Consider the following 15,001-nt stretch of genomic DNA (forward strand, 5'->3'; position numbering starts at 1 on the left):
ACTCACCACCATGAGCACACAGCTCGAAGTCGGACAGACCGCACCGGACTTCTCCCTGGCCGATGCCAGCGGAAAGACCTACTCGAAGGCGGACTTCGCCGGGCAGAAGGTCATCCTCTACTTCTACCCGAAGGCCGCGACGCCTGGCTGCACCACCGAGGCCTGCGACTTCCGCGACAACCTCTCGTCCCTGGCCGCGGCCGGGTTCCAGGTGCTCGGCGTCTCCCCCGATGACGCCGAGGCGTTGCAGGCCTTCACCGACGACCAGAACCTGACCTTCCCGCTGCTCTCAGATCCGGGTGCGGAGCTGGCAAAGACCTACGGCTCGTTCGGTGAGAAGACGGTGGGCGGCAACACCTTCGAAGGCACCCTGCGTTCAACCTTCGTCATCGCCGAAGACGGAGCCCTCTCCGACGTCGAATACAACGTCGACGCCGAAGGCCACGTCGCCCGCCTCCGCGAGAAGCTCGGCGCCTGAACCTCCCCTTTCCCTCCCAACTACCTGACGGCGGCCCAGCAACCTTGCGCAAGGTTGCTGGGCCGCCGTCAGGTAGTTTTCAGCGCTGCCTGAGTCGGGCCGCGACCGTGTTGAGGATGTGGGCAAAGGGCTGCGATTGGAACAGCTGCCCATAGGTGAGTCGGATGACTCTGTAACCTCTCGCCTCCAGTGCCGATTCCCTGGCTTTCTCCTTCGCGATATTCCCGCGGACATCATCATCTATGAAGTACTTCTCGATCCCGTCGACTTCGACGATCACCTTCGCGTCGACATTGCAGAAGTCCACCCTGGCGAGCGCTCGGCCGCTCTCGTCGAAGAATTCGACCTGGGGCTCGAATCCTCCGATGCCGTGCTCGAAGAAGCGGACCGCGGCAATCGATTCCGACGGGGCCTCTCGCCGACCGTCGGACAGCTCGATGGCTTGTCTGGCTGCACCGGCGCCGCGAATCTCAGGACACAGGAGGAGCTGATCGCCGAGGCGGTTCTTGGATGTCCGCCCGCCCCTGATGGCCTCGTCGATCAATGGCACGGCCAGGTCGAGAGCATAGTCTCGGGCCACGTCGATGAGTGTCCTCTCCAGGGTGGTCGCGGAGTACATGCCGATCACAGCCTTTTGGCCCACCGGCACTTCTCGGTTGCGAACGTGGAGATACCGGTATTTCCGGCTGACATTCGGTCGAAGCACCTCGACACGAGACGTGGCCGGATAGCTGGGGTCCAATCCGTGGATCAGTGCGGCCGAAAGGTGGGAGAACACCTCCCTTCCCTTAGTCACGCGATTGCGCCCGGACGCGGCATTGATCTTCTCGGCCCGTGCCCGGATGAGCAAGCGCAGCCGATCCGCGTCATCTCGCATGTTCCCGCGCAATGCCAGTGCGTTGACCTCGTCCTCCGACAGCGCGCTCCAGATCGCGTAGTGTCGTGGATCGTCGCAGACCGCGGTCGCGACATAGCGACCTCGCGCGATCCGTGAGAGGCAGCACCGCTCCGCTCGCCGGATCTCATCCTTGGTGAAGCCCAGACGATAGAGTTTGTCGGTCGCCAGATAGAGATGCATAAGTACTAAATTGCATCACATTTCACCAAACCACAATAGAATAAAGCAAATTGTGGAAAACTTCATCGTCAGCCTATCTCGCCCCCATGCCCAACTACTACCTGACGGCGGCCCAGCAACCTTGCGCAAGGTTGCTGGGCCGCCGTCAGGTAGTAGTTGTTGGGGGAAGGTCAGCGGGCGCGGAGGAGGCGGCCCTGGGGCTCGTCGAAGTCCACGGGTACGCCGCGGAGGATCGTCTGCTTGACGGCGCCGCGGACGGCACGCGTGTCGTAGGCGCTGATCTGGTTGCGGTGGTAGAGCTCAGTGGCGCGAACGGTCCACTCCTCATCGGGGGCGAATACTGCGAAGTCCGCGTCGTTGCCGAGTGCGATAGCGCCCTTGTTCTTCACTCCGGCGACGGATGCGGGGGCACTTGACATCCAGGCCACCACCTCGGCGAGGTCGATTCCGCGCTTTGCGGCCTCGGTCCACACGAGCGAGAGGCCCAGCTGCAGGGAGGAGATTCCGCCCCAGGCCGCGCCGAAGTCGCCGGTGTCGAGGAGTTTGAGCTCGGCCGTCGAGGGCGAGTGGTCGGATACGATGCAGTCGATCGTGCCGTCGACGAGCCCCTGCCACAGCGCTTCGCGGTTGGATTCCTCACGGATCGGCGGGCAGCACTTGTGCGTCGTCGCGCCGTCCGGGATCTCCTCGGACGTGAACACGAGGTAATGGGGGCAGGTCTCGACGGTGAGCTTCACACCCTCGGCCTTGGCCTCCGCAATCTGAGGCAGCGCGTCTGCCGATGACAGGTGCAGGATATGGGCGCGGGCGCCGGTCTCGCGGGCGGCCTCGATGACGCGGGCGATCGCAACGTTCTCGGCCTCACGCGGACGAGAAGCGAGGAAGTCGCTGAATTTGCGCCCTGAATTCTTCGGGGCCTCGGCCATGACCGAGTGGTCCTCTGCGTGGACGATGAGCAGACCGTCGTATTTCGCGAGTTCCGCCAGGTCGGCGCGCAGCTCTTCGGGCTCCAGCGGTGGGAACTCATCGACACCTGAGTCTTCGAGGAAGCACTTGAAACCGTAGACGCCGGCGTCGAAGAGGGGCTTGAGGTCACCGGTATTGCCGGGGATCGCCCCGCCCCAGAAGCCCACGTCGATGAAAGCCTTGGACGCCGCGACCTCGCGCTTGATGTCGAGTGATTCGACGTTGACCGTCGGCGGCAGGGAGTTCAGCGGCATGTCGACGATCGTCGTCACGCCTCCGGCGGCTGCGGCGCGGGTGGCGCTGGCGAAGCCCTCCCACTCGCTGCGGCCGGGGTCGTTGACGTGCACGTGCGAATCGACGAGGCCCGGCAGCAGCACCTGTGAAGCGTCGAGCTCGACGATCTTCGCGTTCGCCGAGGTGGTCCCGCTCAGTCCGGCTCCCCCGGTGGCGATCTCGACGATTGCGCCCTCACGCACACCGACTTCGGCGGCGCTGACACCCTCGGGCAGAACGGCCCGCTGTGCCCTGATGACCAGGTCAAAAGCTTGGTCGGTGGCCAGTGTAGCGGCGTCATCGACGTTCATGCATCCTCCTCATTCACCCAACCGGGACGGCCGGGGCAGTTCACCCGGCAATGCCAGCCGGGGCCATTGTTCTCGGCATCTGCGCCGAGCATGTCATACAAGTCCCCGAGGGGTCGGAATCGTGCATCCGACTCCCTCGGGGTCATGGTATACCAATTGTGACCTGGCCGACATCGGGTCTCGTCGACCCGAAGCCTACTTCGCCGCGGCCAGTTCGCCCATCGGCGTCAGCGCCGTGGGCGCATCGGCCGGAGTCTGGGCGAGGACGTCGAACTCATTGATGCTGTCCAATGCCGCCCCCATCGAGATGTTCGTGACGCGCTCGAGGATGACCTCGACGACAACGGGCACCTGGTGCTCGTCCATGAGTTCCTTGGCCACCCGCAGGCCCTCGCCGATGAGCTCGGGATCCTCGACGCGCAGCGCCTTGCACCCCAGCCCCTGTGCGACGGCCACATGGTCGACGCCGTAGCTCGCGGCCTCTCCCGTGGAGTTGATGTTGTCGAAGGCCAGCGACACCTGGTAGTCCATGTCGAAGCCGCGCTGCGACTGTCGGATGAGCCCCAGGTAGGAGTTGTTGACGACGAGGTGCAGATAGGGGATCTTGTGCTGCGCACCGACGGCCAGCTCCTCGATCATGAACTGGAAGTCGTAGTCACCGGAGAGCGCGACCACCGTCTCCTCCGGTTTGGCCTTCGCCACCCCCAGCGCAGCCGGTCCGGTCCAGCCCAAGGGTCCGGCCTGACCTGCGTTAATCCAGTGGCGCGGCTTGTAGACGTGAAGCATCTGCGCACCGGCGATCTGGCTCAGGCCGATCGTCGACACATAGGTCACGTCCCCATCGAAGGCGGAGTTCATCTCCTGGTAGACACGCTGCGGTTTGATCGGCACATCGGTGTAGTTGGTCTTGCGATGTTCGGTGGACTTGCGCGCCGTGCACTCGCCGGCCCAGCCGGTGAAGTCCGGCAGGCTCGCAGCCTCAGCCCGACCACGCGCCGCGGACAGCAGCGCATCGAGCGCGGCACCGGCGTCGGAGACGACACCGTAGTCGGGTGAGAACACACGCCCGATCTGCGTGGGCTCGATGTCGATATGGACGAACTTCCGACCGTTGCGGTAGACCCCGAGATCACCGGTGTGACGGTTGGCCCAGCGGTTGCCGATGCCGATGACCAGATCGGACTCCAGGAATGAGGCGTTGCCGTAGCGCACGTGCGTCTGGATGCCGACCATGCCCGCCTGCAGCGGGTGGTCGTCAGGAATCGTGCCCCAGCCCATCAGCGTCGGTGAGACCGGGATCGAGGTCGCCTCGGCGAATTCGACTAGCTTGTCCGCGGCATCGGCGTTGAGGATGCCGCCGCCGGCGATGATGAGCGGATGCGACGCTGCGGCGATGAGGTCGAGGACCTTCTCCGCCTGCGCCGAGGTGGCAGCTGGCTTCGACGGCAACAACGGTTCGTAGGTGTCGATGTCGAAGTCGATCTCGGTCTGCTGGACGTCGATCGGCAGGTCGATGAGGACCGGGCCGGGCCGAGCCGAGCGCATGAGCTGGAAGGCCGACTGGAAGACGCCGGGGACCTGTCCTGCCTCGAGCACGGTCTTGGCCATCTTGGTCACGGGACCAGCGATTGAGGCGATGTCCACGGCCTGGAAGTCCTCCTTGTCCAGAACCGCGACGGGAGCCTGTCCGGTGATGCACAGGATGGGCTGCGAGTCTGCGGCTGCGGCGTAGAGGCCGGTGATCATATCGGTCCCGGCAGGTCCCGAGGTGCCGAGGCAGATGCCGATGTTCCCGGCCGCCGCCCGCGTGTACCCGTCGGCCATGTGTGAGGCCCCTTCGACGTGGCGGGCCAGCGTGTGGCGGATTCCGCCATGGGCCTTCATCGCCGAGTACAGCGGGTTGATGGCCGCGCCCGGCAGTCCGAATGTCTCCGTGGCGCCTTCCTTTTCGAGGATGAGCACCACCGCGTCAACTGCGCGCATACGTGTCATTGTTCTTCCTTCGCTTCAGCGGCCCACGTTCGAGCGGACCGGGTTCAGTGGCCCGCCATGGGCCGAGTTCGGTGAGCCGGCGACGACGCTGTCGCCGGCTCGGTTCGTGGTGGTGTCTACTTCTTCCCGGAGAGCTGCTCGACGACGGTGAAGAGACCCGAGTGGTCAAGTCCCCCGTTGCCCTGCTGGACGGTCGAGGCAACGAGCTGCGCGACGGCCGATCCGAGTGGGATCGCGACGCCGGCCTCGCGGGCTGCGGCGGTGACGATGCCCATGTCCTTGTGGTGCAGGGCGAGTCGGAACCCGGGGTCGAAGGAGCGGTCGAGCATCTTCTGCCCCTTCTGATCGAGGACCTTCGATCCGGCCAGTCCCCCGCCGAGGACCTGCAGCGCCGAGGTGGTCTCGACACCGTAGGCCTCGAGGAAGACGACAGCCTCGGCGAGGAGTTCGATGTTTCCGGCGACGATGAGCTGGTTCGCGGCCTTCACGGTCTGGCCCGAGCCCGAGGGTCCGACGAGGACGATGGTCTTGCCGACCGCGTCGAAGACATCGGCCACTGCATCGAAGTCAGCCTGAGCGCCGCCGACCATGATCGACAGTGCACCGTTGATCGCTCCTGCCTCGCCCCCGGAGACCGGCGCGTCGAGAGGCTTGAGGCCCTTCTCCGCTGCCTGAGCGGAGAGGCTCTTCGCGACGTCGGGGCGGATGGTCGAGTTGTCGATCCAGTACGCGCCGGCCTCGGCATGGGCGAGGATGCCCCCCTCGCCAGTCAGCACGTCTTCGACGTCTGGGGAATCGGGAACCATGGTGATGATGACATCGGCACCGTCGACCGCCTCGGCGATGGTGCCTGCGGCCTGGCCGCCAGCCTTCTCGAGTTCGGCGGCCTTCTCGGGTGAGCGGTTGTACCCGCGGACGGTGAAGCCGGCGCTGACGAGGTTCTTGGCCATCGGCAGGCCCATGATTCCGAGTCCGATGAATGCGATTGTCTTGCTCATGTTCGTGTCCTATCTGGTGCAGAGAGCTGGAGGTGGAGGCAGATTCAGTTCGCGAGCCATTCGAATGCGGTGGCGCGGTCCTGCTTGTATTCGAGGGCGATGGAGCCGGTGTAGCCGAGTTCGTAGGAGCGGTTGATCCAGTCCTGCAAGGGCAGCTCACCCGTACCTGGTGCTCCGCGGCCGGCAGCGTCGGCGATCTGGATGTGTCCGAACTTCGCGGCGTCGGCTTCGATGACAGCGGCCACGTCGTCGCCGTTGATCGACATGTGGAAGAAGTCGGCGAGGACGGCGATGTTGGCAACGCCCTGAGCACGGACCCGCTGGACCACCTCAGCGGCATCTGAGGCGCGCTTGAGCGGGTAGTCATCGGCTCCGGAGACAGGTTCGACGAGGACGGTTCCGTCGATGGCGGCCACGGCGTCGGCCGCGAACTTGAGGTTCTCGAGTGCGACCTCGTCCTGCTCCTCGGGCGTCTGACCTTCGGTGCGCAGACCGTAGAGGGCGTTGAAGGCCCCGCATCCTGTGCGGCGGCCGATCTCGACGACGATCTCGACGTTGGCCGCGAAGTCGGCTTCTGCGCCCTTGATCGAGACCATGCCCCGGTCGCCGGCGGCCATGTTCCCGGCCCAGAAGTTCAGACCCTTGAGTTCGACTCCGGCCTTGTCGAGTGAGGCGATGAACTCATCGACCTCCGCCGAGGTGGGCCTCGGGTTGCCGTCGAAGGGCCACCAGAACTCGACCTGGCTGAAACCGGCGTCCTTGGCAGCCTGGGCCCGCTCCATCACGGGCAGTTCGGTGAGCAGGGTGGAGCAGTTGAGGATGTAGCTGTCGGCATTGGTGAAATCGAATGTCGTCATGGGATTCTCCTTCGCGTCGCTGCGAGTGCGGATTCATTGTTTTCCGTATTGTGGAAATTTATTTCCGTGTGATGAAATCCAGCATAGGCATGCAAGCGAGATGGAGTCAACCCTCCGAGGCAAGTAAGTCAGAGATCCTCGGAATCAGAACACCACTGAAGACTTGCTCCTCATGCCGAAACCAGCTACCCGAATCGCCTATTTGACTTCACGGAAAAAGAGGCAGAACGTAGTGCACATCACACTTTATGGAAGAGTGCATCCACGATACGGAAGAGTAATGAGGCTTACTCCGGAAGGTTGAGATATGCCCGAGAATTCGACGACGAAGTCCCTCCCTCCCGGGTCCAAGCGACCCGAAGACGCGTGGCTCCCTGTGCCCAAGCTCTTCGCCTACGGGCTCCAGCATGTCCTCACCATGTACGGCGGCATCATCGCGGTGCCCCTCATCATCGGCAAGGCAGCCGGCGTCGACGGCGATCAGCTCGTCGCGCTGGTCACCGCCAGCCTCTTCGTCGGCGGCATCGCCACGCTGATCCAGAGCATCGGGATCCCCTTGGTCGGGTCCAAGCTGCCGCTCATCCAGGGAGTCTCCTTTGCCGGTGTCGCGACGATGCTCGCCATTCTCACCGGCGGCGGCAGCCTCAGCGACATCTTCGGCGCGGTCATCGTCGCCAGCATCATCGGCTTCGTCGTCGCCCCTTTCTTCGCGCGGATCATCCGATTCTTCCCACCCGTGGTCACCGGGGTGGTCATCACGGCCATCGGACTCACGCTCATCCCGACAGCGGCCGATTGGGCCATGGGCGGCGATGAGGCCGCTGCGGACTACGGTTCCGTGCAGAACATCGCCCTGGCCTTCATCACCTTCGCCGTCATCCTGCTGCTGAGCAAGGTCGGCTCGGCCGCCGTCTCGCGGCTGTCGATCCTGCTGGGCCTCGTCATCGGCACGGGCATCGGTGCCGCCATGGGCATGACTGATTTCTCCGAGGTCGGGCACGGGGCTCCCGTGGCGATCCCAGGGCTGCTGCCCTTCGGCGCACCGACCTTCGACCTCGCGGCGATCGGGTCGATGCTCATCGTCATCCTCGTCATCAAGACCGAGACCGCGGCCGATGTGCTGGCAGTCGGCGAGATCATCGGCACCCCGGTCGACAAGAAGCGGGTCGCGGCCGGTCTGCGCGCTGACATGGCTTCATCAGTCATCGCACCCTTCTTCGGCTCCTTCACCCAGTCGGCCTTCGCACAGAACGTCGGCCTCGTGGCGCTGACCGGAGTCCGCTCCCGCTTCGTCGTCTCCGCAGGCGGCGTCATCCTCATCCTCCTGGGGCTCATGCCTGTGCTCGGTCAGGTCGTCGCTGCGGTGCCGATGCCCGTCCTCGGCGGCGCCGGCTTCATCCTCTTCGGAACCGTCTCGGGGTCAGGCATCCGAAACCTCAAAGAGGTGAAGTTCGACGGCAACATGAACCTCATCATCGTCTCCGCATCCCTCGCCTTCGCCCTCGTCCCCGTGGTCAAGCCCGACTTCTACGAGCACTTCCCGTCCTGGGTGCAGACGATCTTCCACTCGGGAATCTCCTCGGCCGCGATCATGGCTGTGCTGCTGAACCTCCTGTTCAACGAGCTGCGCTTCGGAAATTCGACCAACCCTTCCGTCTACGCCGCGAAACCGGCACGCTTCCTCACGCCCTCGAACCTCAAGGATCTGCGCGAGGGCGATCAGTTCATCGACGGAGTCTTCGTCGACTGCGACGGCGAGGAGATCCCGCTCGTGCCCGATGAGCAGGCCCAGGAGATCCAGGCCGCAATCGACTGCGGGGACATCGTCGACACCGCCGAGGTGAAGCAGGTCGCGCACCGCCGTTCCTGACGGCGTCTCGTCCCCTGACGACGGCTCAGCCCTTGACGAGCTGGCCGTCGACCCACACTCGGGAGATGTCGGCCGGAGTCCCCATGGCGAAGATCTTCGCCAAGGCGTCGTCATCGCTGCTGGCGTGCTCAAGCCCTACGGCCAGAGGCTCGCCAGCGCTCGGCTGGATGTAGGCGGCGTCGAAGCGCTTGCCCACGGACAGGTCCCCGACCTGATCTGACAGTTCCAGGGCCTCGGCGCCGGCGGCCGTTGCCAGGTGCAGAAGGTGTGCCGAACTCAGCGGCAGTCCGCCTGACGGGTCCAGCTGCTGCATGAAGTGGGCCTGGACGCCCTCCTTGAGGAGGGAGAATCCTGTACCCGCTCCCACATCGGAGCCGAGCGCCACACGGACCCCGGTATCGATGTGTCGGCGCAGTGGGAAGAAGCCGCTGGCCAGATTCGAGTTCGAGGTCGGACAGTGCGCCGAGGCGGCCCCCACCTCTGCCATCCGTGCCAGTTCGCGATCGCTCGGGTGGACGTTGTGGGCCAGGACCGTCTGCCTCCCCAGCAGTCCTGCCCGATCGTAGGTGTCCAGGTAGTCGAGTGCCTCAGGGAACATCTCGGCGACACCGGCGATCTCGTCGCGGTTCTCGTTGAGGTGAGAGGTCACCCAGATGCCCGGGTTGTCCGCCACCAGTTGGCCGCCGGCAGCCAACAGCTCCTGACCCGCTGAGAACGAGAAGCGCGGGGTCACTGCATACCGGAGATGACCCTTCCCATGCCAGCGATCGATGAGGTCCTGGCTCTCGGACACGGATCTCTCCACGCTCGTCAGCAGCGGCTCTGGGAGCATCTTGTCGCTGGTGACCAGTCCCGATGTGATTCGCAGACCCACCTCGGCGGCCTGGGTGAAGAAGGTGTCCATCGCGGTGGCGAAGTGCGAACCGAAGACCATCGCCGAGGTGGTCCCCGCCGAAGTCAGCCCGGTGAGGAACTCGCCGGCCACGACTGCGGCATAGGCCTCGTCACCGAGTTTCTCCTCTTCGGGCAGGGCACAGTGGTCGAGCCACTCGAGCAGCGGCTTGCCGAGGTAGCCGATGGCGCGGACCTGCGGGTAGTGGACGTGGGTGTCGATGAGGCCGGGGATGAGGACGCCGCCGCGGAGGTCGACCACCTCGGCGTCGGGATGGTCCGCGACCGCACTCGCATAGTCGGTGCGGGCGATGATCAGTCCATCATCGACGACGAGAGCGACGTCTGAGTCGGAACGCAGGGTGCCCCCTGCGAAGGGGCTGGTCGGTGTGTCGAAGACACGGGCGCGGCAGATGAACATGGTGGTGCTCCTTGCAGGTGAAGAATGGTGAGGTCAGTGGTTCAGCTCATGCGGCTCAGCAGGTCGGCGGCGACGCTGAGAGCGATCGTCGCCGGCTGCTTGCCGGGCAGGTCGGGCAGGCCGATGGGGCAGTCGATGGTGTCGACGACCTCGGGTGTATGGCCTTCGGCGATGAGGTTCTTCCGAAACCGCTGCCATTTGGCGCTCGAGCCGATGAGCCCGATGGAGCCGAGGTCACCGCGGGTCAGCGCCGCATCGCAGAGATGAAGATCCTCGGCGTGGTCGTGGGTCATGATGAGCACATGGGTGCCCGCGGGCAGGCCGAGAAGCACCTCTTCGCCGACGACGGCGAACTCGCGATGGACCTGGGCCACAGGCGGCTCCAAACGGTCGAGCTCCTCGAGGTGCTCGGGACGGGAATCGCTGACGTGGACGTCGATGTCGTGGCGGGCCAGGATACGGGTCAGTTCGAGTCCGATGTTGCCGATCCCGAAGATCGCCACCGCGGCGGGCACGGGCAGCGGTTCGAGCAGAACGCTGACCTCTCCCCCGCAGCATTGGCGTCCGTATTTGGCCGGTGCCTTGTCGTTGAGCCGCAGCGTGAGCATCTCGGGTTCGGACGACGACCCGGATGCGAGGATCTCACGGGCGCGGGTGACGGCCGTCATCTCCAGATTGCCGCCGCCGATGGTCCCATGCAGGTCATCGGCAGTGACAATCAGCTTCGCTCCGGCCTCACGTGGGGCGTGCCCGCGAACCGAGGCAAGAGTGACGAGGACGGCCGGCACCCGAGACTTCCGAAGCTCGGCCGCTGTGTCCATCCAAGTCATGATGGGACACTGAGGCCTTCGGCTGCCGTCGCGGCAACAGCATCCCCCGATGCAGCCGCGTCGCTGATGACAGGCGAGCGCACCGATTCGATGGCCCAGAACACGGCTTCGGGAGTCGCCGGCGACGCCAGCTCGACCGATGGACCGTGGGCGCCGAAGGTCTCCGAACCGAATGCGGCCACAGCATTGCGCAGGGCCTCCCGCACCGAGAAGGCGAGCATGAGCGGGGGTTCGCCCACAGCTTTGGAACCGTAGACGGCGCCCTCTTCGTGCGCCTTGTCCAGCAGCGAGACGTTGAATACCTCCGGGGCCTCGGAGAAGCTGGGGATCTTGTACGTGCTCGCAGCCTGGGTCGCCAGGCGACCGCGGCTGGGCTTGTCTGATTCGTCCCACCGCAGGTCTTCCAGGGTCAGCCATCCGGCGCCCTGGACGAATCCGCCCTCGATCTGACCGAGGTCGATCAGCGGTGAGAGCGAATCGCCGACGTCATGGACGATGTCGACCCGACGCAATCTGTAGGAGCCGTCGAAGCGGTTGACCTCGACCTCGCTCGCCGCAACACCGTAGGCGAAGTATTTGAAGGGCTCGCCGGTCATAATCGACAGGTCCCAGTGCAGCCCCTCGGTCCGGTAGAACCCTGAGGCCGAGAGCTGGATCCGCTGGAAGTAGGCGGCGTTGATGAGCTCTTCCCAGGTGATGGTCTTCTTCGATGACAGCGCGCTGACGATGCCGCGGGTGACGCTGACCTCGTGCGCGGGTGCCCCGAGGATCCCGGCGGCCACCTGTGTCAGCCGGCCCAGAATCTGCTCGCAGGCGTCCTTGACCGCACCGCCGTTGAGGTCGGTGCCTGAGCTCGCCGCCGTCGCCGAGGTGTTGGGGACCTTATCCGTGCGCGTGGGCGCAAGCCGCACCGTGGACAGAGGCACACCCAAGGTCGTGGCCGCGACCTGCAGCATCTTCATGTGCAGGCCCTGGCCCATCTCGGTGCCGCCGTGGGTGACGAGGACGGAACCGTCCTTGTACACGAGCACGAGGGCCCCGCCCTGGTTGAAGGCCGTGAGGTTGAACGAGATCCCGAACTTCACCGGGGTCAGCGCGATCGCGCGTTTGACGTTCTCGCTGCCCGCGTTGAACTGGTCGATCTCGGCTTCCCTGGCCTCCACCTCGGCGGTGGACACGACCTGGTCCCAGGCCGCCTCCATCCTCTCGGGGTGACGCACGGGCTGGTAGTACGGGGTGTCCTGTCCGGCGGAATAGAAGTTGCGGCGGCGCAGCTCACGGGCGGATAGGCCCAGCTTCGGAGCGACCCGGCCGAGGATGTCCTCCATCACCAGCATGCCCTGGGGTCCGCCGAACCCGCGGAAGGCGGTCTGCGAGGTCTTGTTGCACTTCGCAATGCGACCGGCCACGCGGATGTTGGGCACCCAGTAGGCGTTGTCGATGTGGCACATGGCGCGGGTGAGCACGGGTTCGGACAGGTCGAGACTCCACCCGCCGTCGGCGGTCAGCGTGGCGTCGAGAGCGAGGATCTTGCCCTCGGCGGTGAAGCCGATCTTCCAGGACGAGTGGAAGCCGTGGCGTTTGCCGGTCATTGTGATGTCGAGAGTGCGGTTGAGCCGCAGGCGCACGGGGCGACCGGTGAGCTTCGCGCCGAGAGCTGCAAGAGCCGCGTACCCATGGGGCTGCATCTCCTTGCCGCCGAAGCCGCCGCCCATGCGCAGGCACTGCACGGTCACCTCGTGGGCGGGAACCCCGAGGACGTGGGAGACGATGTCCTGCGTCTCGGTGGGATGCTGCGTCGAGCACTGGACGAAGATCTGCCCACTCTCGTCGACCTGAGCCAGCGAGGCCTGGGTCTCAAGGTAGAAGTGCTCCTGGCCGGCGAACTCGAATTCGCCTTCGAACACGTGTGCGGCATCGGCGAAGGCTCCGGTGGCGTCGCCCTTGTCGATGACGGGCTGGATGCCGTGGAAGCTCTCCGCCTCGATCGCATCCCTGACGCTGACCAGGGAGGGCAGCGGTTCGTAGTCGACGGTCACGGCTGCGGCCCCGGCCTTCGCCGCTTCGAGATCGTTGCCGAGGATCCAGACGATGGGCTGGCCGAAGAACATGACCTCGTCGACGGGCAGCATCGGCTCGTCGTGCTTGACTCCCTGGTCGTTGACGCCGGGAATGTCTGCGGCCGTGATCACGCGGATGACCCCGGGCACCTCATAGGCGGGCGCGATGTCGACGGAATTCAGCTTGGCGTGCGCCTGAGTGGACTGCACCGGGTACGCGTGGAGGACTCCGGCGAGGCGTCCCACGAGGTCATCGGTGTAGAGGGCCGCTCCGGTGACGTGGCCGAAGGCGCTTTCGTGGTGGTGGGACTCACCGACGATGGGGTCGGTGGGGCGCTGTGAGAGCTGGCTCATCGTCCTGCCTCCTGTTCGGCATAGAAACGTTCCAACGAGGACCGCAGCATCGCGGTCCGGTATTTCGCACTCGCCCGGTGATCGTCCATCGGGGTGCCCTCGGCGGCGAGGGTCTCTGCGGCGCCGTGCACGGTCTCAAGGCTCCAGGCCGAACCTTCCAGCAGAGCCTCGGTGGCCCTGGCGCGCAGCGGAGTGGCCGCGACTCCGCCCAGTCCGATCCGGGCCTTGGCCACGATCCCGTCCTCGACACTCACGGCGTAGCCGATCGCGACCGAGGAGATGTCGTCGAAGCGGCGCTTCGCGATCTTCTGGAACGAGGTCATGGGTGCCAGGGGCAGCGGGATGCGGATCGCGGTGATGAGTTCCCCGGCAGCGCGGACGGTCTGCCGGTATCCGGTGAAGTAGTCGGCCAGGTCCACGACCCGTGACCCCTGCACCGAGGTGAGCACGAGCTGTGCGTCCAGGGCCAGGAGTGCCGGTGGAGTGTCGCCGATGGGTGAGCCCGTGCCGAGGTTTCCGCCGATGGTGGCGGCGTTGCGGATGAGTCGGGAGGCGAACTGCGGGATCAGTTTGCCCAGCAGCGGGATCGAGCCGGCGAGTTCGCGTTCGAGTTCGCTCAGGGTATGAGCCGCACCGAGTTCGATGTGGTCCTCGGTCCGGCGGATGCCGCGCAGTTCGGGCAGACGGTCGATGGCGAGCATCGATTTGGCGCGTGCTCCCTTGATGTTGACCTCGACGCCCCAGTCGGTGGCGCCGGCGACGACGAGAACCTCGGGCTCGGCAGCCAGGATGTCGAGCGCCTCGGCGAGGGCGGCCGGGCGACGGTAGCGTCCTGGTTCACCGGTGGCCGTATCGGCTCGGTGGATATCGGTGCTCGCCGAGGTGGGTGCCGGGTTCTGCCGACGCTGTGCGATCGTGTCGCCGGTTTCGGGCTGGCCGAGGGCGTAGGCGGCGTCGCGGATGGGGCGGTAGCCGGTGCAGCGGCAGAGGTTGCCGGACAGGGAGTGGATGTCGAAGCCGTTGGGGCCGCAGTGGTGGTCGGCGGCGATCGCGTCCTCGGCACGTTCTGGCCGGTAGTATTCGGCGGCCATGGAGCAGATGAAGCCGGGGGTGCAGTATCCGCATTGGGATCCGCCGCGCACGGCCATCTCTTCCTGGACGGGGTGGACGGACTCCTCGTCTGCGAGACCTTCGGCCGTGATGACTTCCTGGCCGTCGAGTGCCGCGGCAGGCAGCAGGCACGAGTTGATCGAGGTCCAACGGGTCGTCCCATCGGCGTCGGGGCGGGCGACCATGATCGCGCAGGCCCCGCATTCGCCTTCGGCGCAGCCTTCCTTGGCTGCTGTGAGACCGGCTCCGCGGAGAAAGTCCAGAGCATTGGTGTGTGGTGGCCCGTCGAATTCGTGAACTGCTGAGTTCACTGAAATCTGGGCGGTGGAACGTTGAGTTGCCGGAGCAGACATCGCACTTACCTCCTGCGCCTCGTCTATGCGGCGCACAGTGCATGGTTAGAACATTTGCTTCATTCTTCGAAACTTCTGGTTATCCATGCGAACAGCAGCGAAGAACGTGGTGTCGAGTTGACGTGGTGACCCGGTTGGCTGGGTGACCCGTCAGTGCAG

General features: G+C 65.4%; 11 protein-coding genes. 2 read left to right on the forward strand and 9 right to left on the reverse strand.

Annotation, left to right across the window (positions count from 1 at the left end; translation table 11 throughout):
- Positions 1–10 precede the first annotated feature (10 nt).
- Positions 11–478: a thioredoxin-dependent thiol peroxidase gene (gene bcp, locus HX613_RS08425; RefSeq protein WP_235344923.1), complete on the forward strand. Its 468-nt coding sequence runs from the start codon at positions 11–13 to the stop codon at positions 476–478.
- A gap of 79 nt (positions 479–557) precedes the next feature.
- On the opposite strand, the gene HX613_RS08430 is transcribed toward bcp, so the two are convergent.
- From HX613_RS08430 to HX613_RS08450, 5 genes are all read right to left on the reverse strand, one after another.
- A complete protein-coding gene (locus tag HX613_RS08430; RefSeq protein WP_235344924.1) occupies positions 558–1,556 on the reverse strand; it encodes a DUF559 domain-containing protein in 999 nt (332 codons plus the stop codon).
- A gap of 170 nt (positions 1,557–1,726) precedes the next feature.
- On the reverse strand, positions 1,727–3,106 hold the full coding sequence (gene allB, locus HX613_RS08435; protein ID WP_235344925.1) for an allantoinase AllB: 1,380 nt from the start codon (positions 3,104–3,106) through the stop codon (positions 1,727–1,729).
- Positions 3,107–3,301: 195 nt separating this feature from the next.
- Positions 3,302–5,098: a glyoxylate carboligase gene (gene gcl / locus HX613_RS08440; RefSeq protein ID WP_235344926.1), complete on the reverse strand. Its 1,797-nt coding sequence runs from the start codon at positions 5,096–5,098 to the stop codon at positions 3,302–3,304.
- Between the two features lie 116 nt (positions 5,099–5,214).
- On the reverse strand, positions 5,215–6,096 hold the full coding sequence (locus HX613_RS08445) for a 2-hydroxy-3-oxopropionate reductase (protein WP_235344927.1): 882 nt from the start codon (positions 6,094–6,096) through the stop codon (positions 5,215–5,217).
- Between the two features lie 44 nt (positions 6,097–6,140).
- Complete coding sequence (locus HX613_RS08450) at positions 6,141–6,953, reverse strand: hydroxypyruvate isomerase family protein (RefSeq protein ID WP_235344928.1); 813 nt, start codon at positions 6,951–6,953, stop codon at positions 6,141–6,143.
- Positions 6,954–7,260: 307 nt separating this feature from the next.
- Here HX613_RS08450 and HX613_RS08455 point away from each other — a divergent pair, with 307 nt between their 5' ends.
- Positions 7,261–8,823: a nucleobase:cation symporter-2 family protein gene (locus tag HX613_RS08455; RefSeq protein WP_235344929.1), complete on the forward strand. Its 1,563-nt coding sequence runs from the start codon at positions 7,261–7,263 to the stop codon at positions 8,821–8,823.
- 25 nt (positions 8,824–8,848) lie between these two features.
- Here HX613_RS08455 and guaD read toward each other — a convergent pair whose 3' ends face one another.
- Genes guaD through HX613_RS08475 form a run of 4 tightly spaced genes read right to left on the reverse strand, consistent with a single transcriptional unit; the run spans position 8,849 to position 14,842 of the window.
- Entirely contained in the window at positions 8,849–10,135 is a 1,287-nt protein-coding gene (gene guaD / locus HX613_RS08460) for a guanine deaminase (protein WP_235344930.1), read from the reverse strand.
- Between the two features lie 41 nt (positions 10,136–10,176).
- Positions 10,177–10,965, reverse strand: a complete 789-nt coding sequence (xdhC, locus tag HX613_RS08465) for a xanthine dehydrogenase accessory protein XdhC (protein ID WP_235344931.1) — start codon at positions 10,963–10,965, stop codon at positions 10,177–10,179.
- Positions 10,962–13,379 carry a xanthine dehydrogenase molybdopterin binding subunit gene (gene xdhB / locus HX613_RS08470; RefSeq protein WP_235344932.1) on the reverse strand — a complete coding sequence of 806 codons (2,418 nt, stop codon included), beginning with the start codon at positions 13,377–13,379 and terminating at the stop codon, positions 10,962–10,964. The genes xdhC and xdhB overlap by 4 nt, the downstream gene beginning before the upstream one ends.
- Positions 13,376–14,842: a xanthine dehydrogenase small subunit gene (locus tag HX613_RS08475; protein ID WP_235344933.1), complete on the reverse strand. Its 1,467-nt coding sequence runs from the start codon at positions 14,840–14,842 to the stop codon at positions 13,376–13,378. The genes xdhB and HX613_RS08475 overlap by 4 nt, the downstream gene beginning before the upstream one ends.
- Between the last annotated feature and the right edge of the window lie 159 nt (positions 14,843–15,001).

It is taken from the genome of Brevibacterium sp. UCMA 11754 (assembly GCF_021532275.1).
Lineage (GTDB): Bacteria > Actinomycetota > Actinomycetes > Actinomycetales > Brevibacteriaceae > Brevibacterium.